23 protein-coding genes, 1 tRNA gene and 1 pseudogene are annotated in these 26,117 nt (G+C 72.8%); 18 read left to right on the top strand and 7 right to left on the bottom strand.

Going from position 1 to position 26,117, the window contains the following annotated elements; genetic code table 11:
• Nucleotides 1-107: 107 nt before the first annotated feature.
• From H958_RS0102105 to lipA, 6 genes are read left to right on the top strand one after another with little or no spacing between them, the layout of a single operon-like run.
• Nucleotides 108-1,415, top strand: a complete 1,308-nt coding sequence (locus tag H958_RS0102105; protein WP_196807163.1) for an aminotransferase class I/II-fold pyridoxal phosphate-dependent enzyme — start codon at nucleotides 108-110, stop codon at nucleotides 1,413-1,415.
• A complete protein-coding gene (locus H958_RS34355; protein ID WP_037408820.1) occupies nucleotides 1,412-4,501 on the top strand; it encodes a putative bifunctional diguanylate cyclase/phosphodiesterase in 3,090 nt (1,029 codons plus the stop codon). The genes H958_RS0102105 and H958_RS34355 overlap by 4 nt, the downstream gene beginning before the upstream one ends.
• Complete coding sequence (locus tag H958_RS34350; RefSeq protein WP_051323702.1) at nucleotides 4,491-5,789, top strand: MFS transporter; 1,299 nt, start codon at nucleotides 4,491-4,493, stop codon at nucleotides 5,787-5,789. The genes H958_RS34355 and H958_RS34350 overlap by 11 nt, the downstream gene beginning before the upstream one ends.
• 22 nt (nucleotides 5,790-5,811) lie before the next feature.
• On the top strand, nucleotides 5,812-6,489 hold the full coding sequence (lipB, locus tag H958_RS34345; protein ID WP_051323701.1) for a lipoyl(octanoyl) transferase LipB: 678 nt from the start codon (nucleotides 5,812-5,814) through the stop codon (nucleotides 6,487-6,489).
• Nucleotides 6,490-7,287 carry an LLM class F420-dependent oxidoreductase gene (locus H958_RS0102085; RefSeq protein ID WP_028057444.1) on the top strand — a complete coding sequence of 266 codons (798 nt, stop codon included), beginning with the start codon at nucleotides 6,490-6,492 and terminating at the stop codon, nucleotides 7,285-7,287.
• A 37-nt stretch (nucleotides 7,288-7,324) separates the two neighbouring features.
• Nucleotides 7,325-8,311, top strand: coding sequence for a lipoyl synthase (lipA, locus tag H958_RS0102080; protein ID WP_028057443.1), 987 nt, complete (start codon nucleotides 7,325-7,327; stop codon nucleotides 8,309-8,311).
• 87 nt (nucleotides 8,312-8,398) lie between these two features.
• Here the strand turns inward: lipA and H958_RS0102075 are convergent, their stop codons facing one another.
• Nucleotides 8,399-10,459: a methyl-accepting chemotaxis protein gene (locus H958_RS0102075; RefSeq protein ID WP_028057442.1), complete on the bottom strand. Its 2,061-nt coding sequence runs from the start codon at nucleotides 10,457-10,459 to the stop codon at nucleotides 8,399-8,401.
• A gap of 150 nt (nucleotides 10,460-10,609) precedes the next feature.
• Between H958_RS0102075 and H958_RS34340 the strand changes: the two genes are divergently transcribed.
• The 3 genes from H958_RS34340 to H958_RS0102055 all read left to right on the top strand — a co-directional run bounded on the left by H958_RS34340 (nucleotide 10,610) and on the right by H958_RS0102055 (nucleotide 13,404).
• Nucleotides 10,610-11,362 (top strand): rhomboid family intramembrane serine protease, encoded by a 753-nt coding sequence (locus tag H958_RS34340; RefSeq protein ID WP_051323699.1) that lies wholly within the window; start codon nucleotides 10,610-10,612, stop codon nucleotides 11,360-11,362.
• Between the two features lie 3 nt (nucleotides 11,363-11,365).
• Complete coding sequence (locus H958_RS34335; RefSeq protein WP_051323698.1) at nucleotides 11,366-12,361, top strand: D-alanyl-D-alanine carboxypeptidase family protein; 996 nt, start codon at nucleotides 11,366-11,368, stop codon at nucleotides 12,359-12,361.
• 77 nt (nucleotides 12,362-12,438) lie between these two features.
• Nucleotides 12,439-13,404, top strand: coding sequence for a hypothetical protein (locus H958_RS0102055; protein WP_028057441.1), 966 nt, complete (start codon nucleotides 12,439-12,441; stop codon nucleotides 13,402-13,404).
• Here H958_RS0102055 and H958_RS0102050 read toward each other — a convergent pair.
• Nucleotides 13,370-13,756, bottom strand: coding sequence for a hypothetical protein (locus H958_RS0102050; protein WP_028057440.1), 387 nt, complete (start codon nucleotides 13,754-13,756; stop codon nucleotides 13,370-13,372). The two genes, H958_RS0102055 and H958_RS0102050, sit on opposite strands and share 35 nt — an antisense overlap.
• 106 nt (nucleotides 13,757-13,862) lie before the next feature.
• On the opposite strand from H958_RS0102050, the gene H958_RS34330 reads away from it, so the two are divergent.
• The 5 genes from H958_RS34330 to H958_RS34320 are packed head-to-tail and all read left to right on the top strand — an operon-like array spanning nucleotide 13,863 to nucleotide 18,846.
• Nucleotides 13,863-14,963 (top strand): sensor histidine kinase, encoded by a 1,101-nt coding sequence (locus H958_RS34330; protein ID WP_051323697.1) that lies wholly within the window; start codon nucleotides 13,863-13,865, stop codon nucleotides 14,961-14,963.
• On the top strand, nucleotides 14,960-15,610 hold the full coding sequence (locus tag H958_RS0102040) for a response regulator (protein ID WP_028057439.1): 651 nt from the start codon (nucleotides 14,960-14,962) through the stop codon (nucleotides 15,608-15,610). Before H958_RS34330 ends, H958_RS0102040 begins: the two co-directional genes overlap by 4 nt.
• Entirely contained in the window at nucleotides 15,607-16,953 is a 1,347-nt protein-coding gene (locus H958_RS34325) for an AMP-binding protein (RefSeq protein ID WP_051323696.1), read from the top strand. The genes H958_RS0102040 and H958_RS34325 overlap by 4 nt, the downstream gene beginning before the upstream one ends.
• Nucleotides 16,954-16,987: 34 nt before the next feature.
• A complete protein-coding gene (locus tag H958_RS0102030) occupies nucleotides 16,988-17,233 on the top strand; it encodes a DUF485 domain-containing protein (protein ID WP_028057438.1) in 246 nt (81 codons plus the stop codon).
• Entirely contained in the window at nucleotides 17,230-18,846 is a 1,617-nt protein-coding gene (locus H958_RS34320; protein WP_081685514.1) for a solute symporter family protein, read from the top strand. The genes H958_RS0102030 and H958_RS34320 overlap by 4 nt, the downstream gene beginning before the upstream one ends.
• Here the strand turns inward: H958_RS34320 and H958_RS0102020 are convergent.
• Nucleotides 18,843-19,817 carry an ROK family protein gene (locus H958_RS0102020; RefSeq protein ID WP_051323695.1) on the bottom strand — a complete coding sequence of 325 codons (975 nt, stop codon included), beginning with the start codon at nucleotides 19,815-19,817 and terminating at the stop codon, nucleotides 18,843-18,845. The genes H958_RS34320 and H958_RS0102020 overlap by 4 nt on opposite strands.
• A 170-nt stretch (nucleotides 19,818-19,987) precedes the next feature.
• Between H958_RS0102020 and H958_RS0102015 the strand changes: the two genes are divergently transcribed.
• The 3 genes from H958_RS0102015 to H958_RS0102005 all read left to right on the top strand — a co-directional run bounded on the left by H958_RS0102015 (nucleotide 19,988) and on the right by H958_RS0102005 (nucleotide 21,224).
• The gene (locus H958_RS0102015; RefSeq protein WP_028057436.1) at nucleotides 19,988-20,866 is read left to right on the top strand and encodes a histone deacetylase family protein; all 879 of its coding nucleotides are present in this window, start codon (nucleotides 19,988-19,990) and stop codon (nucleotides 20,864-20,866) included.
• A gap of 10 nt (nucleotides 20,867-20,876) precedes the next feature.
• Nucleotides 20,877-20,948 (top strand) — tRNA-Ala (locus H958_RS0102010).
• Between the two features lie 6 nt (nucleotides 20,949-20,954).
• Nucleotides 20,955-21,224 (top strand): hypothetical protein, encoded by a 270-nt coding sequence (locus H958_RS0102005; protein WP_028057435.1) that lies wholly within the window; start codon nucleotides 20,955-20,957, stop codon nucleotides 21,222-21,224.
• On the opposite strand, the pseudogene H958_RS48985 reads toward H958_RS0102005, so the two are convergent.
• Nucleotides 21,200-21,697 (bottom strand): annotated as a pseudogene (locus tag H958_RS48985) (HD-GYP domain-containing protein); the annotation flags it as partial. The gene H958_RS0102005 and the pseudogene H958_RS48985 overlap by 25 nt on opposite strands.
• Before the next feature lie 43 nt (nucleotides 21,698-21,740).
• On the opposite strand from H958_RS48985, the gene H958_RS45805 reads away from it, so the two are divergent.
• Nucleotides 21,741-21,914: a hypothetical protein gene (locus H958_RS45805; protein WP_156027608.1), complete on the top strand. Its 174-nt coding sequence runs from the start codon at nucleotides 21,741-21,743 to the stop codon at nucleotides 21,912-21,914.
• Nucleotides 21,915-22,081: 167 nt separating this feature from the next.
• Here H958_RS45805 and H958_RS0101990 read toward each other — a convergent pair whose 3' ends face one another.
• From H958_RS0101990 to H958_RS42610, 3 genes are all read right to left on the bottom strand, one after another.
• Nucleotides 22,082-23,470, bottom strand: coding sequence for a M1 family metallopeptidase (locus tag H958_RS0101990; protein WP_196807162.1), 1,389 nt, complete (start codon nucleotides 23,468-23,470; stop codon nucleotides 22,082-22,084).
• 217 nt (nucleotides 23,471-23,687) lie between these two features.
• Nucleotides 23,688-24,155, bottom strand: a complete 468-nt coding sequence (locus H958_RS0101985) for a hypothetical protein (RefSeq protein ID WP_028057432.1) — start codon at nucleotides 24,153-24,155, stop codon at nucleotides 23,688-23,690.
• Nucleotides 24,156-24,180: 25 nt separating this feature from the next.
• The gene (locus H958_RS42610; protein WP_051323694.1) at nucleotides 24,181-26,061 is read right to left on the bottom strand and encodes a GGDEF domain-containing protein; all 1,881 of its coding nucleotides are present in this window, start codon (nucleotides 26,059-26,061) and stop codon (nucleotides 24,181-24,183) included.
• Nucleotides 26,062-26,117: the final 56 nt, after the last annotated feature.

The raw sequence follows: 26,117 nt of genomic DNA, 5'->3' as shown, positions 1-26,117 counted from the left end.
GGGCGACAGCGCCGGGGCGGGACAGACCTGCGTCAGCCTGATGGCATCGAAGCGGTCGATCGGAAGAGTCTTCTAAAGCGTCGAGGAGATCGACCGATATCCGGGTTGTGAACCCGGAGATCGGCACCCTGACGCTCAGCACCGCCTCGGCCCCGGCTCGGAAGCCGTGGCTCGAGCACTGGCTGGACACGTGCCGCGACCTCTCCGCGCTCACGGCGACGCACCCGATGATGGACGCGGTCATCGACGAGATCGACGGCCGCATGATCCGCGTCGGCGACCAGTGGCTCGCCGACTTCGCGTCCTGCAACTACCTCGGCTTCGACCTCGACCGCGAGATCGTCGAGTCGATCCAGCCCTACCTGGAGGCCTGGGGCACGCACCCGAGCTGGTCGCGCCTGCTCGGCAGCCCCGTGCTCTACGAGCAGATCGAGGAGCGGCTCACCGCGCTGCTCGGCAGCGAGGACTCGCTCGTGCTGCCGACGATCACCCACATCCACATGTCGGTCATCCCGCTGCTGGCCGCGTCCGGCACGATCTTCCTCGACTCGCGCGCCCACAAGACGATCTACGACGGCTGCCAGGTCGCCCGCTCGCGCGGCGCCGCCGTGCGCCGCTTCCGCTTCGAGGATCCGGACCACCTCGACGAGCTGCTCAGCGCCGAGCGCGACCCCACCCGGCTCGTCTGCATGGACGGCGTGAACAGCATGACCGGCAACGCGCCCGACCTGCGCGCGTTCGCCGAGGTCGCCCGCCGGCACGGCGCGCTGCTGTACGTCGACGACGCGCACGGCTTCGGCGTGATCGGCGAGCGCGGCCCCGGCGAGCTCTCGCCCTACGGCAGGCGCGGCAACAGCGTCGTCCGCTACGCCGGCGAGACCTACGACGGCATCGTGCTGGTCGGCGGCTTCTCGAAGTCCTACTCGTCGCTGCTCGCGTTCATCGCCTGCCCGACCGAGGTCAAGCAGCTGCTCAAGGTCGCGGCGCCGCCGTACCTGTACTCCGGGCCCTCACCCGTCGCCTCGCTGGCGACGGTGCTGGCCGGCTTCGACGTCAACGAGCGACGCGGCGACGCGCTGCGCGCGCACCTGCACGCGCTCACCGTGCGCGTCCTCGACGCGCTGGAGCGCCTGGACGTCGCGACGCCCAATCGCTCCGCCTTCCCGATCATCGAGATCCCGCTGCGCGACCACGACCGCATCGACGCGGTCGGGCGCTTCCTGTTCGAGCGCGGCGTCTATGTCACGCTCGCCGCCTACCCGCTCGTCCCCAAGGACGAGGTCGGCTTCCGCGTCCAGCTCACCGCCGCCAACACCGTCGAGGAGGTCGACCGGCTGATCGCCGCGGTGACCGAGCTCGTGGAGCGCGGAGAGCTGCGCAAGGCGTCCGCCGCGGCCGAGAGGGCGGCCGCATGACCTGGCTGCGCCGCCCCCCGCTGTGGGCGGCGTACCTCGCGCTCGGCGCCCTCGGCTGCGCCGCGTACCTCTTCCTCGCGCCGCTGAAGGGCAGCGGCCCGTTCATGAACCTGATCGGGCTCACGCCCGTGATCGCGATCTTCGCCGGCGTGCGCCGCTACAAGCCGGCCGCCGCGCAGGCGTGGCACCTGCTCGCCGCCGGCTCGGCGCTGTTCTGGCTCGGCGACCTCTACACCTACAGCTACCCGCATCTGCTGCACGCCGAGGTGCCGTTCCCCTCGTTCGGCGACGGGCTGTACATCCTGATGTACCCGGTCATGATGGCCGGCCTGCTGATCCTCGTGCGCCGGCGCTCGGGGAGCAGCGATCGCAGCAGCCTGATCGACGGCGCGATCCTCACGCTCGGGCTCGCGCTGCCCCAGTGGATCTCGCTGGTCGCGCCGTACCTGCACGCCGACGACCTCGGGCTCCTGGGCAAGCTCGTCTCGGTCGCCTATCCGGCCGGGGATGTGATCCTGCTCGGCGCCGCCGTCCGCCTCGCGCTCGACGCCGGGCGCCGCGAGACCGCGTTCTACTTCCTCAGCGGCAGCATCGCGCTGCTGCTCGTCACCGACTTCGTCTACGGCCTGCTGACGCTGCACGGCGTCTACGACCACCAGCTGTGGCTCGACGCGGGCTGGATCGGCTCCTACGTGCTGTGGGGCGCGGGCGGCCTGCACCCGTCGATGGCGCGGATCGACGAGCCGGTGCCCGGGCGCGAGGTCGTGCTCACGCCGTTCCGCCTCGCGCTGCTCACGTGCGCCTCGGTGATCGCGCCGGCGATCGGCCTGATCCACGACCTGCGCGCGAACGACTACGACTACATGTTCATCCGGCTGGCCTCGATCGGGCTGTTCGGCCTCGTCATCGTCCGCATGGCCGGGCTCGTGCGCCAGCGCGACCGGTCGCTGGATCGCGAGCGCGTCCTCAGCCGCGCCGGCGCCGAGCTCGTCGTCGCCGCGACGCGCGACGAGGTCGACCGCGTCGTGGCGGCCGCCGCGCGGTCGCTCGCCGGCCCGCACGCCGTCGCCTCGCTGTGCCTTCGCGACGCCGAGGGGGAGCTGCGGATCACCGCGACCGCGGGCGACTGGTCGTGTGAGGCCCTTCCCGCCGGCCGGCTCTTCGAAGCCGTGACCGGCGGCGAGGCCGCGCTGCGGCTGACCGCGCAGGAGGCGCTCGCGGCCGGCCTGCCCGCCGACCGCCGGCACGTGCTCGTCGTCCCGCTCGCCGCCCGCCGCGCGCAGGCCGGCGCGCTGCTCGTCGCCGACACCGCCGCCGCCGACAAGGCCCAGCGCAGTGCCGCGCAGGCGCTCGCCTCGCAGGCGGCGCTCGCGGTCGACAGCGCGGTGCTGACCGAAGAGGTTCACCGGCGCCGCAGCGAGGCGCGCTTCGGCGCGATGGTGCGCCACGCGAGCGACATCATCACCGTGGTCGACCGCGACACGACCGTCACGTACCAGAGCCCGTCGATCGAGCGCATCCTCGGCTACGGCGCCGACGACCTGCTCGGCACGCGCTTCGACCAGCTCGTGTCCGAGGGCGACCGCGTGGCCCTCGCGCACGCCGTCGGCATCGCCGCCGCGAGCGACGCGCCGGAGGCGCTGGAGTGCTCGCTCGCCCACCGCGACGGCGGCGTGCGCCACTTCGAGATCCTGATGACCAACCTGCTCGACGTCGAGCACGTGGGCGGCATCCTGCTCAACGCGCGCGACGTGAGCGAGCGCAAGGCGTTCGAGGCCGAGCTGACCCACCAGGCGTTCCACGACACCGTCACGGGGCTCGCGAACCGCGCGATGTTCACCGAGCGCGTGCGCCAGGCGCTCGCGCGCGGGCGCCGCCAGGACCGCTGCCTCGCGGTGATCTTCGTCGACCTCGACGACTTCAAGATGATCAACGACTCGCTCGGCCACGCCGCCGGCGACGAGGTGCTCGTCGAGGTCGCCCGGCGCCTGGACTCCAACGTCCGCGGCGCCGACACCGCCGCCCGCTTCGGCGGCGACGAGTTCGCCGTGCTGCTGGAGGACATCGCCGACAGCCAGGACGCCGCCGACGCCGCGCAGCGCATCATCGAGATGCTCGCCGTGTCGATGCGCGCCGGCCATCGCGAGGTCACCGTGCGCGGCAGCATCGGCATCTCGGTCGCGGTCGCCGACGACGCGCGCAACGCCGAGGAGCTGATCCGCGACGCCGACGCCGCGATGTACATCGCCAAGCGTGACGGCAAGGGCGCCTACCGCCTCTTCGAGCCCGCCATGCACGAGGGCGTGCTCGCCCGCCTGGAGCTGCGGACCGACCTTCAGCGCGCGATGGAGTCAGGGCAGCTCGAGCTGTACTACCAGCCCGTCGTGCGCCTCGCCGACGGCGCCGTGACGGGCGTCGAGGGGCTGCTGCGCTGGCGCCACCCCGAGCGCGGGATGATCTCTCCGGTCGAGTTCATCCCGATCGCCGAGGAGACGGGCCTGATCATCCCGATCGGGCGCTGGGTGCTGCGCGAGGGCTGCCGCCACGCGCGCCGGCTGGAGTCGGCCGGCGCCGAGAAGGCCCCGCGCATGAGCATCAACCTGTCGCTCAAGCAGATCCAGCACTCCGACATCGTCGCCGACGTCCGCGACGCGCTCGAGGAGTCGCAGCTCCCGCCCGAGCGGCTCGTGCTCGAGATCACCGAGTCGGTCCTGATGGACGACACCGACCTCGCCGTCGAGCGGCTGCGCGCGCTGAAGGAGCTGGGCGTCGGCCTCGCGCTGGACGACTTCGGCACCGGCTACTCGTCGCTGAGCTACCTCAGCCGCTTCCCGGTCGACATCCTCAAGATGGACCGCTCCTTCCTGCAGGAGGGCTCGTCGCCCGGCGCCCGCAGCCTCGCGACGGCGGTCGTCGGCCTCGGCGCCACGCTGGCGCTCGAGGTGGTCGCCGAGGGCATCGAGGTGACCGAGCAGTGGGAGGCGCTGCGCGAGCTCGGCTGCGACCTGGGCCAGGGCTTCCTGTTCGCGCGCCCGATGGACGCCGACGCGTCGGTGGCCTTCGTGACCGCCCCGCATGCACCATAGCTACGAGGCGCTGGACCGCGGCGGCGGCATCGCGCGGCGCGGGCTGCTCGCGCCGCTGCGCCACCGCGACTTCCGGCGCCTGTGGATCGGCACCTGCGCGTCGCTGCTCGGCGACGGCGCGTTCGTCGTGGCGCTCGCGTGGCAGGTCTACGCGCTCACCGACGCGCCGACGGCGATGGGCGTCGTCGGCGTCGCGATGACCGTCTCGACGATCGCGTTCCTGCTGATCGGCGGCGTGGCGAGCGACCGCTTCGACCGGCGCCGCGTGATGCTGGCCGCCGACGCGCTGCGCTTCGCCGCCGTCGGGACGCTCGCCGCGCTGGCGCTGACCGGCGCGCTGGAGCTGTGGCACATCGTCGTGCTGGCGGTCGCCTACGGCACCGGGCAGGCCTTCTACGCGCCGGCGTTCGACGCGCTCGTCCCCGGCCTGCTGCCCGAGACCGACCTTGCACAGGCCAACGCGCTCGACCAGGTCGTGCGGCCGATCGCGCTGCGGATGGCCGGGCCCGCGCTCGGCGGCGCGATCACGGGCGCGTTCGGCGCGGGCGCCGCGTTCGCGCTCGACGCCGCGTCGTTCGCGGCCTCGGCCGTGGCGCTGCTGATGCTCTCCTCCACCGCCGCGCCCGCGCGCGGCGACGCGCCGACGCTGATCGGCGAGCTGCGCGACGGGGTGCGCTTCCTGCGCGGCCGGGCGTGGCTGTGGGCGACGTTCGCCACCGCGGCGATCGCGTACATGCTGTTCATGGGCCCGGTCGAGGTGCTCGTGCCGCTCGTCGTCAAGGACGAGCTCGGCGCCGGCGCGGGCTCGCTCGGCGCCGTCTTCGCCGCCGGCGGGCTGGCCTCGGTCATCGCCGCCGTGCTGCTCGCCTGGCGCGGGATGCCGCGGCGCGACATGACGTTCATGATCGTGGCCTGGACGCTCGCCACGCTCGCCGTCGCCGGCTACGGACTTGGCACCGCGGTCTGGCAGCTGATGCTCGCCAGCGCGCTGTTCAACGCGCTCGAGACGGTCGGGACGATCGTCTGGGCGACGATGAAGCAGCGCCACGTGCCCTCCGCGATGCTCGGCCGCGTCTCCAGCCTGGACTGGCTGATCTCGATCGGCCTGCTGCCGGTCTCGTTCGCGCTCGCAGGTCCGGTCAGCGGCGCGATCGGACCGCGCGCGACGCTCGTCGGCGCCGCGCTGCTCGGCGCCGCGGTGACGGCCGCGACCCTGCTCGTTCCGGGCGTGCGCGCCGTCGAGGGCGTGCGCTCGCGGCACGGCCGGCCGGAGCCCGCGACCGCCTGAACGCGTTCACTAAGCTCGGAGCATGGATCTGCTCGTCTGCAACCTCGGCACGGTCGAGTACGGCGAGGCGGCCGCGCTCCAGGAGCGCCTGCGCGAGCGCGTGATCGGGGGCGAGCTGCCGGATCTGATGCTGCTGCTCGAGCACCCGCCGGTGTATACGGTGGGCCGCCGCTCGGACTCAGATGAGCTGCCGCTGCCCGAGGAGCACTACAAGTCGCTCGGCATCGACGTCGTGCGCACGCCGCGCGGCGGCAAGCTGACCTACCACGGCCCCGGGCAGCTCGTCGGCTACCCGATCATGCACGTCGCCAACGTCCCCGGCTACATCCTCACGATGGAGCGCGCGATCGTCGCCGCCCTCGGACGGGCCGGCATCGAGGCGACCACGAGACTCGGGCACAAGCACGTCGGCGTGTGGGTCGGGGAGCGCAAGATCGCCTCGGTCGGCGTGCACCTCTCGCACGGCGTCTCGAGCCACGGGTTCGCCGTCAACGTCGACAATGACCTGGCGCCGTTCGACTGGGTCGTCGCGTGCGGGCTGCCGGACGTGCGGATGACCTCGATGGCCGCCGAGGGCGCGTCCGAGGGCGTCGCGTGCTTCCGCAAGCGCATGGGCCACGCGTTCTGCGAGGCGTTCGGATTCCGCCAGCGGCTCGTGACGCCCGCCCGGCTCGGCATCGAGCAGCCGGTTCCGGCGTAGATGGACGTCGGCCTCGCGTACTTCCCGACCGACGACGGGATCGATCCCGCCACGCTCGCGCGCGCGGCGGAGGAGCACGGCTACGAGTCGCTCTGCATCGCCGAGCACACCCATATCCCGACGTCGCGCGAAAGCCCGTACCCCGGCGGCGGGGAGCTGCCGCGCAAGTACTTCCACACCCACGAGTCGTGGGTCGCGCTCGCCTACATGGCGGCGGCCACCGAGCGGCTGAAGATCGGCACCTCGGTCTCGCTGGTCGTCGAGCACGACCCGATCCTGCTGGCCAAGCAGGTCGCGTCGCTCGACCGGCTCTCGGGCGGGCGGGTGATCTTCGGGGTCGGCGCGGGCTGGAACCGCGAGGAGATGCGCAATCACGGGACCGACTTCGACCGCCGCTTCGGGATCATGCGCGAGAAGGTCGAGGCGATCAAGGCGATCTGGTCGCAGGACGAGCCGGAGTACCACGGCCGCTACGTCGACTTCGATCCGATCTGGTGCTGGCCGAAGCCGGTGCAGTCGCCGCTGCCGGTCTACATCGGCGGCAACGGCCCCAAGGTCCACGACCGGGTGCTGCGCTACGGCGACGGCTGGACGCCGAACATGAAGGACCTCGGCGAGCTGCGTGAGCGCGTCGCCGAGCTGCGCGAGCGCGCCGGCGGGCACGTGCCGGTGACCTACTACGGCGCTACGCCGGAGACCCTGGACACCGTCGCGGAGGCCGGCGCGGACCGCGCGCTGATCGTGATCGAGTCGGCCCCCGAGGCCGAGGTGCTCGCCTCGATACCCTCGATCAGGTAAGCAGCCCCTCCGCCCCACCCCGATCATCCGACCTGATATGAGCGCCGAGCCCCTCCTCCGAGTCCATCAGACCCGCTCCCGGGCCAACCCGGGAGGGATGGACGTCACGAAGGTGCTGGGCGAGGACGTCCTGCCGTTCCGCACGCGCAAGCCCTCGTGGTTCAAGGTGCCGCCGCCCGGCAGCGCCAAGTACCGCGAGTTGAACAAGCAGATCAAGGACGAGGGCCTGCACACGGTCTGCCAGGAGGCGGCCTGCCCGAACGTCGGCGACTGCTGGGAGCGCGGCACGGCCACGTTCATGATCCTCGGCGACACCTGCACGCGCCGCTGCGGGTTCTGCAACGTCAAGACCGGCAAGCCGACGTGGAACGACCCGCTGGAGCCGCTGCGCGTCGCGCGCTCGGTCGCGCGCATGGGCCTGCGCCACGCGGTCGTGACGAGCGTCGACCGAGACGACCTGCCCGACTACGGCGCGTCGGTCTGGTGCGGCGTGATCCGCTCGATCCGGATGCAGGCGCCCGAGTGCAAGATCGAATGCCTGACGCCCGACTTCCGCGGCGAGGAGATGCCGCTCGCGAAGGTGATCGCCGAGCGTCCCGACGTCTTCAACCACAACGTCGAGGTGGTGCCGCGGCTGTACCCGGTCGCCCGCCGCGGCTCGCGCTGGGAGCGCTCGCTGCGGGTCCTGGAGAACGCGCGCGAGATGGGCGAGGGCGAGGTCGTCACCAAGTCGGGCCTGATGGTCGGGCTGGGCGAGACGCACGACGAGATGGTCGAGGCCTTCTCGGACCTGCGCGACGCGGGCGTGTCGATCCTCACCGTGGGCCAGTACCTGCGCCCGACCGAGCGCCACCTGCCGGTCGTCCGCTACTGGCACCCGGACGAGTTCAAGGCGCTCGAGGTCGCGGCCTACGAGCTGGGCTTCGAGCACATCGCCGCCGGCCCGCTCGTCCGCTCCTCCTACCACGCGGACGAGCACGTCAAGCAGGACCGGCCCGGCGTCGGGCCTCTCGCGGCTGTCTAAGGCGATGCAGCCCCTCCGCCCCACCCCGATCATCCGAACCTTAAGGCGATGCAGCCCCTCCGCCCCACCCCGATCATCCGACCTTAGTTATCTCAGGGTGAAGGCGGCCACGAGCTGAGACAGCTCGGAGGCGGTCTCGGCGAGGACGTTGGCCGAGCCGGCCATCGACTGCGCCGACAGCGACGTCTCCTGTGCGGTCGCGGTGACCTGCTCGGAGGCGGCGCTCGTGACCTCGGCGACGGCGGTGACCTCGCCCATGTCATGCTCGACGCCGCCGATGCGCTCGGCGATCTGGGCGATCGCGGCGGCGATGCCCTCCACGCGGGCGGCCATGTCGTCGACGCTGCGGCCCACGACCGCGAACGCCTCGCGCGCACCGTCGACGCTCGCGGCGCCCGCCGCCGTGCGCTCGGCGCCGGCTTCGATCACCTGCGCGGTGCGCGCCGTGACCGTCTGCATCTCGCGGATCAGGCCGGCGATCGTGCCGGCGGCGCGCTCTGACTCCTCGGCGAGCTTGCGCACCTCGTCGGCGACGACGGCGAAGCCCTTGCCGGACTCGCCGGCGCGCGCCGCCTCGATCGCGGCGTTGAGCGCGAGCAGGTTCGTCTGCTCGGCGATGCTGGTGATCGTCGCGGCGATGCCGCCGATGTCGTCGGACTTGGCGCTGAGGCCGCGGATCGACTCCGCGGCCGCGCCGGAGGACTCGCGCACCGCGCGCATCGCCTCGAACACCTCGCCGACGGCGGCGCCGCCGGCCTCGGCGGCCTGGCGCGTGCGCTGCGCGGCCGCGACGGTCTCCTGCGCGTCGGCGACGCCCTGCTGGGTCGCGGCGGCGACCTCGTCGGTCGTGGCGCGGGCCGAGCCGGTGCGGTGGACCTGCGTCTCCGCGCCGCGGGCGACGTCGGCGACCGCCTGGGCGATCTCGGCGACCGCCCGGCCGGTCTGCTCGGACGCGCCGGCCATCTCGCGCGAGGTGCCGGAGACGCTCTCGGCGCCGCGGGCGACGCGGCCGATCGCCTCCGCCAGCGCGGCACGCGTCCCGTTGTAGGCGTCCACCGACGCGCGCGTGTCCTCGCGCACGGCGTTGACGGCGCGGGCGACGTCGCCCAGCTCGTCGCGGCTGGGCCGTGCGATCGGCTCGGTCTCCGGGACCACCTCGACGGTGAGGTCGCGGCGCGAGATCGCCTCCAGGCCGGCGCGCAGGGCGGTCGTGTCGCGCTCGGCGAGCGAGCGCAGGCGCCCGGAGATCTCGCTGACGGCGGCGCGCACGGAGACGAAGAAGCCGGCGAACAGGTACAGCGCCGCGAGCAGCGCGAGGCCGAACACGACGGCGAGCTTGGTGCGGGCGCGCGCGAGCTTGTCGACGCGGGCCTTCAGGAGCTGATCGAGGACCGGCGTGGTGACGGCCTCCATCTTCGCGACCGCTGCCACGCGGCCGGTCTTGGCGCCCTTGACGGCGCCGAGCGGGCCGGAGAGCTCCTCGCGCAGGCTCGAGCGCACGGTGTGCGTGAACGCGGTCCCGAGCCCGTCCGAGAGCAGCCCCAGCGTGCCGGAGAGGCCGCCCTTGGCGGTCGCGAGCGCCACGCGCTGGTCCATCGTCCCGCCGGCGCCGGCGATCAGCGCGAGATCGCCCGTCCGGCCCGCCTGATCGGCCGCCGTCGGGAGCTTCGTGATCAGCGTGTCCATCAGGTAGTACGTGTCGAGGTCGGGATCGAGGATCAGGTTCGAGCCGTTGGCGACCTGCACCACGAGGCCGAGCGCGCCGCTGACGGCGGGGGTCCACGCGTCGAACGCGCCCTGCCCGGAGGCCGTGGTCCGGGACGCCTTGGCGATCGTGCCCTTGAGCCCGTCCCACAGCTTGGTGGTCTCCAGCGCCTCGCCCTCGGACGTCTGCGCCGCGTCGACGGCGGCGATCGCGTCGTCGAGCGAGGGCGCCCGCGCGCCGCGCACGGCGGCCGAGCGCGCCTGCACCAGCCGCACCACGAGCGCGTTGGCCGGCTCGAGGTAGATCATGCCGACGCGCTCCTTTGCGGAGAACGCGATCTGGGCGCCCTGCTGGGTCCAGTACGCGCGCAGGGCCAGGACGGCGGGCACGAGCAGCACGAGGCCGATCAGCGCGAACTTGCGCGCATACGTCAGGCGCGCCATCAGCGATGACGCGGGGCGGAAGAGGGGAGTCACTTTGACCGTCGCAGGTCGGAGGGCGGTAAGCCACTTGTCGACCGATCGGGGGAAAACCTGAGGCTTCCGCCCCGCGTTCCCGTGTCACGCCGACCGGCTACCGTTGGGGCCCCGCCCGTGCTGCCGTTGCGCGACAACATCCCGACGAGCAGGCCTGCCGTCGTCACGATCGCGCTGATCGCGATCAACGTCCTCGTCTACTTCTTCTGGCAGAAGGGCGGCCTGACGCTCGGCGACCCGAGCAGCGCGCAGTACATCTGCAACCTGCAGGACCACGCCGCGATCCCGTACGAGATCACGCACCCGGGCCACCAGGTGGAGATCGCCACCGGCTGCCCCTCGCCGCCCACCGCCGCGACGTGGACGACGGTCTTCACCGCCATGTTCATGCACGGCGGCCTGCTGCACCTCGGCGGCAACATGCTGTTCCTGTGGATCTTCGGCAACAACGTCGAGGACGCGATGGGCTCGGTGAAGTTCGTCGTCTTCTATCTGCTCGGCGGCATCGCGGCGCTCGTGCTCCAGGTGGTCGTCAGCCCCGGCTCGCAGGTGCCGACGATCGGCGCGTCCGGCGCGATCGCCGCCGTGCTCGGCGCCTATCTCGTTCTCTACCCACGGGCGAGGGTCGTGACGGTGATCTTCATCGTGTTCTTCTTCACGATCCTCGAGCTGCCCGCGCTGCTCGTGCTCGGCTTCTGGTTCCTGCAGCAGGCGCTGTTCGGCTACTTCGACCTCGCGAACCCCGGCGGCGGGGGCGGCGGCGTCGCGTACTTCGCGCACGTCGGCGGGTTCGTCTTCGGCCTGCTGGCCGTGCGGGTGCTGGCCAAACGCCCGCCGCCGCCGCAGGCCCGGACCTCCTGGGCGCGCTGAGCGATGCCCTACCACGCTGTCCACAGCCGCCGGCGCCGGCGGGCCTCAGGCGTTCTCGCCGCCCTGATCCTGCTCGTGTGCGCGGGCGTGGCCGCCGCGATCCTCCTGCAGCGCGATCCGCAGCCGCGGGCGGCCGGAGCCCCGACGCCGCAGGCGCCACTGACCGACACGGGGACGGCGCCGCTGGCCGGCGGCGGGACCGCGCCCTCGCCGCTGGCCGTGCGGCTCGAGGATCCGCGCGACGCGGTCAAGCTCCGGTTCAAGCAGCCGCCGCGCTCGGCGCTGCTGTTCGACCTCGACACCGGGCGCGTGCTGTGGCGGCGCGACCCGACGCGCGTGCTGCCGATCGCGTCGCTGACGAAGATGATGACCGCCCTGGTCGTCGTCGACCGCGTGCCCGAGGGCGCGAAGGTGCTCGTCACCAAGCAGGCGCTCGCCTATCAGGGCTCCGGCGTCGGGCTGCTGCCCAAGGGCAAGCGGATCGGCGTCAACACGATGCTGCACGGGCTGCTGCTGCCCTCGGGCAACGACGCCGCGATCGCGCTCGCCCAGCGCGCCGCCAAGACGGTCCCTCGCTTCGTGCAGCTGATGAACGAGAAGGCCAAGGCGCTCGGGCTCGTCTGCACGCGCTTCTCGACGCCCAGCGGCTTTCTGGACAAGGGCAACCACTCATGCGCGAGCGACCTCGCGGCGGTCGCGCGCGCGGTCCTGCGCGAGCCTCGGCTGGCGCGCATCGTCCGCCGGCGTCAGGCGAAGCTCCCCTTCCCGATCAAGGGCGGAAAGCTCTGGCTCTACAACAACAACCCGCTGCTGCGCCAGGGCTACCCCGGCACGACGGGGCTGAAGACCGGCTACACGGCGGCCGCGGGACGCTGCCTGGTCGCGACGGCGCGGCGCGGCCCGATCAAGCTCGGGGTCGTGCTGCTGCACTCGCCCGACCCCGGCAAGCAGGCGATGCAGCTGCTCGACCGCGGGTTCCGCGCCGAGCGCGTCAGCTGACGATCTCCAGGCAGGTGGGCACCGGCCGCGTCAAGATGCCCGGCGTGCTCACCTCGCGAGACGGGTAAGAGGCCGCGGTGGCCGTCGGCTCCACGACCCCCACCGTGTACCGCCGCCGACGGCTGACCGCCGTCGCGGTGCTGGCCGCCGCGGTCGTGGTCGTGGTCGCCGCCGTCAAGGCGCTCGCGGGCGGCGAGACGGCCGCGCGCTCCCCGGCGCCGGGCGGCGGCGAGCCGGCGGCCGCTAAGGCAAGCCCGGCGAAGGAGCTGCCGCGCGGCGGGCGCACGATCCTGCCCGACTTCCGCGTCGTCGCGTACTACGGCGCGCCACAGGACCACCAGCTCGGGGCGCTCGGCATCGGCACGCCGGCCCAGGCGGTCAAGCGGCTGGAGAAGCAGGCGAAGCCGTACGGGCGCACGACGCGCCCGGTCCTCCCCGCGCTGGAGCTGATCGCCGTCGTCGCCGCCGGGGCGCCGGGCGACGGCGGCCGCTACAACCTGCGCCAGCCCGACTCGGTCATCCGCCGCTATCTCAACGCGGCGCGCAAGGCCAAGGCGCTGCTGCTGCTCGACATCCAGCCGGGCCGCTCGGACTTCTTCACCGAGACCACGCGGCTGCGCAAGTGGCTCAAGGAGCCCGACGTCGGCCTCGCGCTCGACCCCGAGTGGCGGATGGGCCCGGGCCAGGTGCCCGGCAAGGTGATCGGCCGGGTGGGCGCGCGCGAGGTGAACGCGACGACGGCCTGGCTGGCGCAGCTCACCAAGCGCTACGACCTGCCGCAGAAGCTGCTGCTGGTGCACCAGTTCACCGACGACATGATTCCCGAGGCGCAGCTCAAGCCGCGCGACGAGCTCGCCTACGTGCTCAACGTCGACGGCTTCGGGACGCAGTCGCTGAAGGTCGCCAAGTACCACGACTTCGTGAACCAGGCCCCGGAGTTCCGGCGCGGCTTCAAGCTCTTCTACCAGGAGGACACGAGCACGATGTCGCCCAAGCAGGTGATGGCGCTCACGCCGCGGCCGGACGTCGTCGTATACGAGTGACGGCGAGGGCGAAGACGGCCGCGGCGCACGCGACCTCGACGCCCTGCCAGGCGACCTGGCCCGCCGTCAGGCCCTGATGCGCGACGTCGCCGTCGAATGCGGCGGCGGCGAGGCTGAGGCCGGAGGCGGCGGCGAGCACGACGGCGCCGGCGAGCGGCGCGCGCCGCGTGAGGATCGCGAGCCCGGCGAGCACCTCGACGGCGATCAGGAACAGCGGGGCGGACAGCTTCGTGCCGTTGCCGAGCACGTCGCCCAGCTCCCCGACGTCGCCGGTGAGCGCGAGTGCGGCGCCGATCGCGTAGCTGGCGACGAGCGCCGACAGCGCGATGGCGAGCGGTGGTGTCTTGGTCATGCGGCCACGCTACGGGCGCGGCGCGCGCACGCCATCGGCCGCGGGGCGGAAGGCGGTCAGCCCACGGGCTGATGACGAATCCGCCCGCACGGGTTACTTTCGGCACATGCTCCGGCGCCGCGCCGACGTCCTGCTCGCCCTGCTGCTCGCGGTCCCGTCGGTCGTGCAGGCGGTCGTATGGCCGATCGCGGCGATGCCGGTCTCGGTCCTGATCGCGCTGTGCTCGACGCTGCCGATCGCGTGGCGGCGCACGCACCCCATCGTCGCGACGCTGATCGGAACCGCGGTCTGGTTCATCCCGACCGACGGCTACATCGTCACCGGCTACATCGCCGCGTTCATCCTCTACTACTCGCTCGCCGCGCACGTGGAGGACGTCGAGCCGGTGGCGGCGGTGACGGCGTTCGGCGTGGCCGTCTCGATCACCGGCTCGTGGATCAACGGCGAGGTGGCGGGCGAGTACTTCGGCGCCGTCAGCGCGGTGCTGCTGCCCGCGGTCGCCGGCCGCGTGGTACGCCGCCAGCGCGCGCAGACGTCGCTCCTGCGCAAGCTGACCGGCGAGCTCGAGCGCGAGCGCGAGCGCACCGCCGAGCTGGCCGTCGCGGAGGAGCGGGCGCGCATCGCGCGCGAGCTGCACGACGTCGTCGCGCACGCGCTGAGCGTCATCGCGATCCAGTCCGACGGCGCCGACGCCGCGCTCGACGCCGAGCCAGAGCGTGCGCGGCGGCCGCTGCGGGTGATCCGCCGCTCGGCCGAAGAGGCGCTCGGCGAGATGCGGCGGCTGGTCGGCGTGCTGCGCGACCAGGACGAAGGCGAGAGCCTGCAGCCGCAGCCCGGGCTGGCGCAGCTGCCGGGCCTCGTCGAACGCGCCCGCGCGGCGGGCATGCCGGTCACGCTGCACGTCGAGGGGCAGCCGCGCCACGTCCCCGCGGGGCTCGACCTGTCGGCGTTCCGGATCGTCCAGGAGGCGCTCACCAACGTGCACAAGCACGCGCACGGGTCACCGGCTACGGTGCGCGTCGTGTGGGAGCGGCGCGAGCTGTCGCTGCAGGTGCGCGATGGAGGCTCCGCCGAGAAGCGGCCGGCGAACGGCGACGGCCACGGGCTCGTCGGGATGCGCGAGCGCGTGCGCCTGCACGGCGGCGAGCTGCACGCCGGGCGGCTGCCGGGCGGCGGCTTCGAGGTCAGGGCGGTGCTGCCGCTGTGACGAGCGTCCTGATCGCCGACGACCAGGAGCTGGTCCGCGCCGGCTTCCGGCTGATCCTCGAGCTCGCCGGGCTGGAGGTCGCCGGCGAGGCGTCCGACGGCGCGCAGGCGCTCGAGCTCGCGCGTAGGCTCGAGCCGGACGTCGTGCTGATGGACATCCGCATGCCGGGCATGGACGGGATCGAGGCGACGCGGCGGATCGGGCTCGCCGGGCTGCGGACCCGCGTGCTGGTGCTGACGACGTTCGACCTCGACGAGCACGTCTACGACGGGCTGCGCGCGGGCGCCAGCGGGTTCCTGCTCAAGGACGCCGGGCGCGAGCAGCTGGTCGAGGCGATCCGCACGGTCGCCGCCGGCGAGGAGCTGTTCGCGCCGACGGTGCTGCGGCGGCTGGTCGACGCGTACGTCGCGCGGCCCGCGCCGGGCAGGCCGGTCGGCCTCGGCGAGCTGTCCGAGCGCGAGCTGGAGGTGCTGCGGATGATGGGGCGGGGCCTGTCGAACGGGGAGATCGCGGAGGCGCTCGTGATCTCGCCGGCGACGGTCAAGACGCACGTGCGGCACGTGCTCGCCAAGCTGGCGCTGCGCGACCGCGTGCAGGCGGTCGTGCTCGCGTACGAGTCCGGCCTCGTCGCGCCGGGGGCGCCGTGAGGCTCGACCGGACGTTCGGTCGCTCCGCGGAGCTGTCCGGCGGCCTCGCCGCGCTCGGCGTGGGACGCGCCGACCGCGTGGCGGTGTGGCTGCCGAACGGACCCGAGTGGCTCGAGCTGGTGTTCGCGCTGTCGCGGCTGGGCGCCGCGGCGGTCGCGATCAACACCCGCTTCCGCTCGCACGAGGTGCAGGACATCCTCGTGCGCTCCGGCGCCCGCGTGCTCGTCTACGCGCCGGGGTTCAAGGGGATCGACTTCGCCGGCATCCTGGCCGGCGTCGACGCGCCGGCGCTCGAGCACGTGATCGAGCTGCCCTACGACGCGCTGCTGCGCGAGCCGGCGGACGACGCGGGCCGCGACGACGACGCGGCCGTCATCTTCACGTCGTCGGGGACGACCGGCGCGCCGAAGCTCGTCGTCCACACCCAGCACGGGCTCGCGGCGCACGCGGACGCCGTCGCGAGCTCGTTCGGCTACCGGGACGACGGCGCGGTCGTCGGCGCGTTCCTGCCGCTGTGCGGCGTGTTCGGCTTCTGCACCGCGCTGGGCGCGCTGGCGGGCGGTGCGCGGCTGGTATTCGCGCAGGCGTTCGACGGCGCCGCCGAGCTGATCGAGCGCGAGCGGATCACGCACACGAACCTGTCCGACGAGATGCTGCGGCGCCTGCTGGAGACGCCGGAGCGGCTCGGGACGCTGCGCGAAGCGGGCTTCGCCGCCTTCAACCTCGAGCCGCGGCCGCTGATCGACGCCGCCCCCTTCACCGCCTACCAGTGCTACGGCGCGTCGGAGATGCAGGCGCTCGTCGCCCACGCGCCGGCCGCCGCGCCGCCCGAGGCGCGCGCGCTCGCGGGCGGGCAGCCGGTCTCCGAGGACATCCAGGTGCGGATCGCCGACGGCGAGATCCAGGTCCGCGGACCGAACGTGATGGCGGGCTATCTCGGCGACGAGCAGGCCACGCGCGCGGCCTTCACCGAGGACGGCTTCCTGCGCTCCGGCGACCTCGGGCACGAGACAGAGCTGGGCTTCGCCTACGAGACGCGCCGCGCCGAGGCGCTGCGGCTCGCCGGCTTCCTCGTCTCGCCGCGCGAGATCGAGGCGTTCCTCGAGGGCTGCGAGGGCGTGGAGGCCGCGCAGGTGGTCGCCGCCGGGCCGCGGGCCGTCGCGTTCGCGCTGGGAGACTTCGACGCCGAGGCGGTGCTCGCCCGCTGCCGGGCGGAGCTGGCGGCGTTCAAGGTCCCTGAGCGGATCGTCGCGCTCGACGCCTTCCCGATGGCCGACAGCGCGAACGGGCGGCGCGTGCGGCGCGAGGAGCTGCGCGAGCGCGCACGGAAGTTCACCCCGTAGGCGCGGCGGGTACCCCTTGTCCCGGGAGGTTGAGATGAACGAGCTGGTGCACGACCGGCGTCGCTTCACGGCTACCGCGACCGCCGTCTACAGCCTGTACTTCGTCGCGTTCCTCGCCCTGCTGGGATGGGCGCGCGACACGATGAGCAAGGAGGTCGCGGGCATCACGCTCGCCCTGTGGGGCGGCTTGAGCGTCTGCGCGCTGACCCTGGTGTTCGCGCTCATCTACCGCCGTAAGGCGGTCACGTGGGATCGCATGGCGGCGGAGCTGCGGCGATGACCGGCAACTTCAACACGCTTGCCGTCTGCATCTTCGCCGTGGTGCTGGCGATCACGCTGCTGATCACGCGCTGGGCGGCCAAGCGCACGCACAGCGCGACGGAGTTCTACGCCGCGGGCCGCGGGATCGCCGGCCCGGCGAACGGCGTCGCGACCGCGGGCGACTACCTCTCGGCATCGACGTTCCTCGGCTATGCGGGCCTGATGTACCTGTACGGCTTCGACGGCTGGGTCATCGGCCTCGCGGCGCTGCTGTCGTTCCTGCCGGTGCTCTACCTGCTGGCCGAGCGGATGCGCAACGCGGGCAAGTTCACCGTTGCCGACGTGCTGGCCTTCCGCCTGCGCGAGCGGCCGGTCCGGGTCGCGACCGCGATCAACACGCTGCTGATCTCGGGCATCTACCTCGTCGCGCAGCTCGTCGGCGCGGGCGCGGTGATCGAGGCCCTGACGGGGATATCGTTCCCGCTGGCCGTGATGGTCTGCGGCGTCTTCATGGTCGTCTACGTCGTCTTCGGCGGCATGCTGGCGACGACCTGGGTGCAGATCGTCAAGGCCGGGATGCTGATGATCGCGGGCGTCGTCGTCGCCGTGTGGGTGCTGGCGAAGTTCGACTTCTCGCCCGCGCACGTGTTCGACGCGGCGGCGGCCCACCACGAGGACGGCCGCTCGATCCTCGGCCCCGGCACGTACCTGACGTCGCCGGCGCTGGTCATCTCGACCGGCCTGACGATCTTCATCGGGACCGCCGGCCTCCCGCACATCCTGATGCGCTTCTTCACCGTCCCCGACGCGAAGGCGGCGCGGACGTCGGTGATCTACACGATCGCGATCATCGCCACCTTCACCGTGCTCGTGACGGTGATCGGCTTCGGCGCGCGCGCCGTGCTGGGCGCCGGCGCGGCGGAGGAGGTCGGCAAGGGCGGCAACCTCGCGGCGCCGCTGCTCGCCGCCGCGCTCGGCGGCGGCGTGGGGACGACCGGCGGCGACATCGCGCTGGCGCTGTTCTCGGCCGCCGCGTTCGCGACGATCCTCGCCGTCGTGGCAGGCCTCGTGATCGCCTCGTCGGGCGCGATCGCGCACGACCTGTGGGCGAACGTCCTGCACCGCGGGGACGAGTCGACCGAGCGGCGCGTGGCGCGGGTCGCGGCGGTCGGCGTCGGACTGGGGGCGATCCTCGTCACGCTGGTGGTCGGCTCCGGCTTCAACGTGACCGTGCTCGTGAGCATGGCGTTCGTGTTCGCGGCGAGCGCGAACTTCCCGCCGCTGCTGCTCGCGCTGACGTGGCGGCGCTTCAACACCGCGGGCGCGCTGACCGGAATCGCGTTCGGCGTCATCGCGTCGATCGTCATGATCGCGCTCAGCCCGCCGGTGTGGCCCGGGCCGGACTCGCAGGGCTCGCCGTCCTCGTTGACGTTCCCCGGCCTCGTGACGATCCCGATCGGCTTCCTCGGGTGCTGGCTGGGAACCATGCTCGGCAAGCCCGACGAGGGCGAGCACACCTACGACGAGCTGCTCGTCCGCTCCGAGCTCGGCGTCGGCGCGGAGGCGGGCCCCGCCACGCGGAGGGGCCGCTTCGACCGCGACCGCGAGCCCGAGCCGCAGCTCGTCGACTAGGCCTTCGCGCGCGCACGGCGGGCGGCCAGCAGGGCGCCCCCGTGCGCGCCGCCGAGGTCGCCGAGCTCGGCGAGCAGCACCGGCGGCGGGTCGAAGTCGACGAACAGGTGCGGCATCATCGCCGTGCGGATCTTCTCCAGCCACGGCTGACCAAGGCGGATGCCGAGCCCGCCGCCGATGACGACGGCCTCGGGGTCCATCAGGTTCACGGCCGAGGCGATCCCGTTGCCGAGCGCCTGGACCGCCTCGTCGAGCAGCTCCTGCGCGAGCTTGTCGCCGCGGGCGAGCGCGCGCTCCCAGATCCCGCTGGAGAGCCGGTCGCGGCCGCGCTCCTCCATGATCTTGAACAGGTGCGTCTTCTCGCCCTTCTCGACGCGGCGGCGGGCGCGCGCCTCCATCGCGCCGCGGCCCGCGTAGGCCTCCATGCAGCCCTTGCGACCGCACGGGCAGCGGGCGCCGTCCATCTTGACGACCATGTGGCCGATCTCGCCGGCCGTCCCGCGACCGGTCCACGGGTGCCCGTCGAGGATGAGCCCGCCGCCGACCCCGGTGCCCCAGAACACGCCGAGGATGGAACGGTAGTCGCGCGCGGCGCCGACCTCGAACTCGGCGTCGACGGCCAGGTCGACGTCGTTGCCGAGCGAGACGGGCGCGCCGAGCGCGCCCTCCAGCGCCGTGCGCAGGTCGAAGGTGCCGCTCCAGCCCGAGAGGTTCTTGGCGGTCGCGACCGTTCCCGCCTCGTCGTCGACGCTGCCGGGCGAGCCGACGCCGATGCCGTCGAGCGCGGCGGTCTCGATGGCGGCGTCCGCGGCGGCCGCGCGCAGGACCTCCACCATCTTGGCCGCGATCGCAGTGGGTCCGCCCTCCAGCGGCGTCTGGTCGCGCTTGGTGCCGAGGACTTCGTGCTGCCCGTCGACCACCGCGGCCTGGATCTTGGTCCCGCCGAGGTCGATACCTGCGTACATGGCCATGGGAGCAGTCTGCCCATTAAACAGCTAGAGCGGGCAGTAAGCCCGCTCCCCACTGCGCTCGATCGCCCTTATCACTGCGAGTCCCAGGACGATTAGATGCCTGGCGAACCAAACACTCCCGGCCGCTTCCGCGGCCGAGTGGGCGATCGGCGTACTTCATTCTAGGGGCTGTGGAGGCCTGGAGTCACGACCGCTGGCGCATACCGCTCCCGGAGGGGCACAAGTTCCCGATCGACAAGTACGAGCGGCTGCGGCGCCGCGTCGAGGCCGACGGGGTGGTGATCCATCAGTCCGAGCCGGTCCCGTGGGAGTGGCTGGAGGCCGTCCACGACGCCGATCTGCTGGCGCGCATCCGCGACGGCGCGATGACCGTTCGCGAGCAGCGCGGGCTCGGGCTGCCCTGGTCGGAGCTGCTCGTCGAGCGCGGCCGCCGCTCGGTCGGCGGCACGCTCGGCGCCGCCGCGCACGCGCTCGCGCACGGCATCGGCATGAACCTCGGCGGCGGCACGCATCACGCCGGCCGCACGTTCGCCCGCGGCTACTGCCTGTTCAACGACGTCGCCGTCACGCTCGCCCGGCTGCGCGCGGAGGGCCGCGCGCGGCGCGCGCTGGTCGTCGACTGCGACGTGCACCAGGGCGACGGCACGGCCCAGATCCTCGGCCCGGACCCCGACGCGTTCGCGCTCTCGCTGCACGGCGCGCGCAACTACCCGTTCGAGCGCATCGCATCCGACCTCGACGTCGACCTCGCGTCGGGCACCGGCGACGACGAGTATCTCGCGGCGCTGTCGGACGCGCTCGACACCGCGCTCGCCTTCGACTTCGACGTCGCGTTCTACCTCGCGGGCGCCGACCCGTGGGAAGGTGACCGCCTGGGCCGTCTGTCGCTCACCAAGGCGGGCCTACGGGCGCGCGACGAGCACGTGCTGCACCGGCTCACGCCGCGCGCGCCGGTCGTCGTGGTGCTCGCGGGAGGCTATGCGCCGGACGTCGACGACACGGTCGAGATCAATGCTGCGACCGTGGACATCGTCAGGTCCCTAAGCTGAGACACCTTCTGGGGGCGTAGTGGTAATGGGAGCACGCGGCCTTTGCACGGCCGAAGTAGGGGTTCGATTCCCCTCGCCTCCATCGGACATGTCGACGACGAGCTCGGTGATCGAGCCGTCCTCGAGCAGCCGCACCGTCGGCGTGTCCGGCGACCCGGGGTCGACGCGCGAGACGACGGCGGTCCGCCCGTCGGGCAGCGCGAGCTCGCGGCCGACGGGGTACGGCATCACGATCGCGGAGAAGTGGCGGACCACGTCCTCGCAGAACTGCCCGCCCGCGCCTTCGCGGATCACGCGCACGCCGACCGCCGGCGAGCCGGCCGGCTTGTACACGCGCTCGGACGTCACGGCGTCGTAGACGTCGGCGACCGCCGCGATCCGCGGGAACTCCTGCACGAGGCGCCCTTCGAACCCGCGCGGGTAGCCGCTGCCGTCCGGGCGCTCGTGGTGGTCGCGGACGACGGACAGCACCAGCGGTGAGAGGCCGGCGCCGCGCAGCAGCTCGACGCCGGCGTCGGGATGGGTGCGCATGACCGCCATCTCCTCCGGCGTCAGCACGCCCGGCTTGTTGAGCACCTCGGGCGGCACCGCGAGCTTTCCGACGTCGTGGATCAGCAGCCCGAGGCCGAGCTTGCGCAGCCGCCCCTCGAGCCTGTCGCGGCGCCGGTTGCCGCGGAAGTCGGTCCAGCCGTCCTGCGACCAGATGCGGCGCGCGATCAGCAGCCCGAGCACCGTCACCTGGACGCTGTGGCGGTGCGTGTAGGAGTCGAAGCTGTGCAGGTCCTCGAGCACTAGCGCGGCGTCCGGGACGTCGAGCAGGTCGCCGACCATTGCCTCCGCCACGCCCGCGAGCGAGTCCACCACGGCGTTCGGCATGCCCGAGCCCGAGCGCAGCGCCGCACTGGCCTCCCGCAACGCCTCGCCCGTGGCGCGGTGCACCTTGCCGCGCGTCTCGGCGGTCAGCGGCTCGGCGATCTCCAGGTCGGCGCCGAGCTCGTCCTCGATCCAGACCGAGCCGATGCCCGAGCGCGTCAGCAGCCCGACGTAGCGCTCCGAGAGCCGCACGCCGGCCCGCAGCAGCGGCGCCGTGCCGGGCGGTCCCGCGACGACGTCCCGCGCCAGCTCGACGCCGTCGCGGATGCTGCGCGATGAGATCAGACGCACTGCCCGGTTGATCGGCGGCGCGTGAGGGCGCTTGAGCCCCCCGCGTGAGCTTCACCAGGTGGTGGGCTTGCTCGGCGTGTACAGCCAGGTCTGGAAGAAGGCGCCCAGGTCCAGGCCGGAGATCCGCTCGGCCAGCGCGGTGAACTCGGCCGTGGTGCCGTTGCCGTACTCGTGGGTCGACGTCCACGTCTTCAGGATCCGGAAGAACGTGTCGTCGTCGTCGATCTTCTCTCGCAACGCCTGCAGCGTCATGCCGCCGCGGCGATAGACGGCGCTCGCGAACATCGTGTCGCGCTGCGGGTCGGCGATCGCCTGGTTCCAGAACGCCGACGTCGCGGGCCGGCTGTAGTCGGCCAGGAACGCGTCGTGCGCGCTGCCGGCGCCGGTGTGCTCTCCCCAGAGGTACTCCGCGAACGTCGCGAAGCCCTCGTTGAGCCAGATGTTGTCCCACGTGGCGACCGAGACGCTGTCGCCGAACCACTGGTGCGCGAGCTCGTGCGCGATCGTGCCGGCGTTGCGCACCGCGGAGTAGACCGGCTTGGTCTGCGTCTCCAGCGAGAAGCCGAGCGGCCGCCCGTCGTAGGTCGCGTTGTCGGCGATCGCGCCGATCACGTCGAACGGGTATGGCCCGAACGTCTGCGACCACAGGTCGCCGGCCTCGGCCGTGCTGTCGTAGAAGAAGTCCAGGGCGGACTTGGTGACGCCGTCGACAGTCACGTCCGGCAGCACCGGATCGACCGCGACGTACTCCGGGATCCCGCCCGGCGTGCGGCCCTGCTTGACGAGCCAGTGGCCGATGTCGGCCGTCGCCAGGTAGGAGGCCATCGGCAGCGGCTCGTCCCACACCCACAGCGACTTGTCGCCGGCGTCGACGTCGTACATCAGCGTGCCGTTGGCGACGACGCCGAGGCCCTTGGGCACGGTCACGCGGAACGTGTAGGTCGCCTTGTCCGCGGGGTGGTCGGAGACCGGGAACCAGGTCGACGCGGCGTTGGGCTCGTCGCCCATGAACGCGCCGTCATCGGTGTGCAGGAATCCGTAGGGGGAGCCGAAGACGACCGGCGAGCCGACGATCGTCTGCGGGACGCCGCCGTAGTGGATCGCGACGGTGAACGTCCGGCCGTCCGGGATCGGCTGCTTCGGCGTGATCTGCAGCTCCTGGCCGTCGCGCGCGAACTCCGCGCGCTGCGGGCCGACCGTGACCGACGACACGTCCAGCTGCTGCAGGTCGAGGTCGAAGCGCGAGAGGTTCTGCGTCGCCTTCGCGGTGATGACCGCGAGCCCCTCGAGCCGGTCGCCGGCCGGGTCGTAAGAGAAGCTCAGGTCGTAGTGCCGGGTGTCGAACCCGCCGTTGCCCTCGAGCGGGAAGTACGGGTCGCCGATGCCGGGAGCGCCCGGCGTGAAGTGCGCCTCGGTTCCCGCGCGTGCGGCCGGCGCCATCGCGCTCAGAGCCGCGGCTCCCACGGCGCACATGAGTGCGAGATGGGTGTGAGGACGTCTCAACAGCCCGGACGCGGGAGGGCAGGCCCGGGGCACGTGGACCCGCCCTCGCCGGGGGCCATCCGACCGTCCGCTCACACGGGGAAGGGGCGAGCCGGTCACGTCCCGTGATCGGCGGGCGCCGGGCCCGCCTGGAGCCGGCACGCCGGGATCTGGACTACTTGTCCCAGTCGAAGTCGCGCGGCGGCTTCTGCTCGAACCAAAGACGGTCATGCTCAGGCGTCTCCTGGAGGAAGTCGGGTGTCTCCTCCAGCACGTCCTCCTCGCCGGCCGGCTGCCCCTGCGGGCGCTCCAGCGACTCACCGGCGGGCACCTCGTCGGGCTCCTCGTCGAGCCACGGGTCCTCGTCGTAGCCCGGAGCCTCGGCTACGTGGCCCTCTGAGGGCTCCTCTCGGATGCCGGGCTCACCCTCCGGCAGCTCGTCCACGGGCTCCGGTTCCGGCTCGGGCGCCGGGGGCGGCGCCGCCTGGCGATCCTCGGGCTCGGCGTCCGGCTGCGCGAACTCCGCGCGCGGCCCTCCCTGCCCTAGGGCTTCCTTCTCTTCACGCAAGACGTCCTCCGGGTTGGCGCCGTGCTTGCGCTTGAGCTCGAGGTGCTCGCGGATGGCGTCGTCCAGCAGTCCCATTGGCCGTACCTCCTTGCCCTTCAGCCTACTCGGCCTTGACGGTGCGGTTCTTCCCCGAACGCTTCGCCCGGTAGAGCGCGGCGTCCGCCGCGGCAACCAGGCCTTCCTTGTCGCCGTTGGCGGCGGCCGACAGCGAGGCCGCGCCGAACGAGGCCGTCACCTTGAGGACGCCGTCGCCGTCGAGGAGCGGCAGATCGAGCGCCTCGATGCGCTTGCGGACGCGCTCGGCGAAGCGGAACGCACCCTCGAGATCGGTCTGCGGCAGCGCGACGGCCATCTCCTCCCCGCCGTAGCGGGCCGGCTCGTCGATCTCGCGGGCGGACTGGCGCAGGACGCGCGCGACCTCGCGCAGCACCATGTCGCCCTGCATGTGGCCATACGTGTCGTTGACGCGCTTGAAGTTGTCGATGTCGAGCATGATCAGGCCCATCTCCTGGTCATAGCGGCGCGCACGCTCCACCTCGGCGGCCATGACCTCCTGGAAGCGCCGGTGGTTGAAGAGGCCCGTCAGCTCGTCGGTGACGGCCTGGCGCTGCACGGTCTCGTGCAGATCGACGTTCTCGACGGAGACCGCGGCCTGCGACGTGAGATAGCTGAACAGCTCTCGCTCGGGGTGGCTGAAGCCGCGGTCGCCGCGGGCGACGGAGACGATCGCGAGCACGCGGTCGCCGCCCTCGGTGGCCGAGAGCGGGGCGGCGAGCGCCGACGCGCCGCCGATCTGGATCTCCGCCACCTCGCCGGCGTCCATCACGGCCAGCTCGGCGGCGTGCAGCGCGCGCTCGTAGGCCTCCGGCTCGCCGGTGTGCGCGACCTCCTGGAGCGCCGCGTCCGCGCGCGTGCGCATCGTCGCGCGGCCGCAGGCGGCGCCGACGCCGTCGACGGCGGTCTGGACGACGATCTCCAGCACGCCGACGCGATCGAGGCCGCGCGCGAACGACTCGCCGACGCGGCGGATCGCCTCCTGGAGGCGTCCTCGCTCGCGCCTGAGCTCCTCCAGGCGGGTCTCCAGCTCGCGCGCCATGCTGTTGAACTCCTTGCCCAGCGCGGCGAACTCGTCGTTGCCCTCGGCTGGGACGGTGACGGAGAAGTCCCCGCGCCCGAGCCGCTGCGCGGCGACGAGCAGGCGCTGGACCTCCTGCTGCAGCGTCCGCGAGACGGTGATGAAGAAGACCGCCGCGAGCACGAGGAAGCCGAGCGTGAGGCCGATCACGGCGACCGTCCCGCGCGTAAAGCCCTCGTCCGGATCGCGCGCAAGCAGGTGGATCACGGTCTCGCCGCCGTCGAACGCGGGAGCGGAGAACGTGGTCGTGCGGTAGTCGTCGTTGCCGAGGTGGATCGCACCGCGCTCGGGCAGCTTCGCGTCGCGCGCGGCCGGGAGCGAGGTCGCGAGCACCTTCCCGTTCTCGTCGATGCGGGCGTCGACGCCCAGGATCCGCTGGATCCGGGCGGCGAGCTCCGTCGCGCTCATGGCCGAGATCGTCAGCCGGCCGATGCTCTGGCCCTGCGCGTTGGCGAGATCCGACACAGATGGCGCGATCGCGTCCTTCGCACCGGTCTCGATCGTCCCCTCGCCGTCGACCTGGAGCTTGATCCGCTGCGCGTCCGTCTGGCGCGCCAGCTGCGCGAGCTGCGCCCGCACGGCGGCGGTGTCGTGGTCGTGCAGCGCGGTCGCCAGGCCCACGTCCTGCTCGGCCACGGGAACCGCCCGCCCGGCATCCGCGCGCGCGTCGTTGAACAGCCCGCCGGCGGCCACCTGCGCCTCTGCCAGCTTCGAGTTCACCTTGCCCGTGTCGTTGGCCCCGAGCAGCTGGAACAGCACCACCGCGACCGCGATCATCGGGACGACGACGATCACTGCGAAGAAGAGCCGCAGCCTGCCGCGGAACGAGGGCTGGAGAATGGGCATGTCGCTGAGGCCTCGGCCGGCCAATCTAGCCGGGACGGCTATAGTGCGGCGTTGGA

The organism is Candidatus Solirubrobacter pratensis (assembly GCF_000425945.1).
Lineage (GTDB): Bacteria > Actinomycetota > Thermoleophilia > Solirubrobacterales > Solirubrobacteraceae > Solirubrobacter > Solirubrobacter pratensis.
This window is presented reverse-complemented; position numbering and strand designations above follow the sequence as displayed.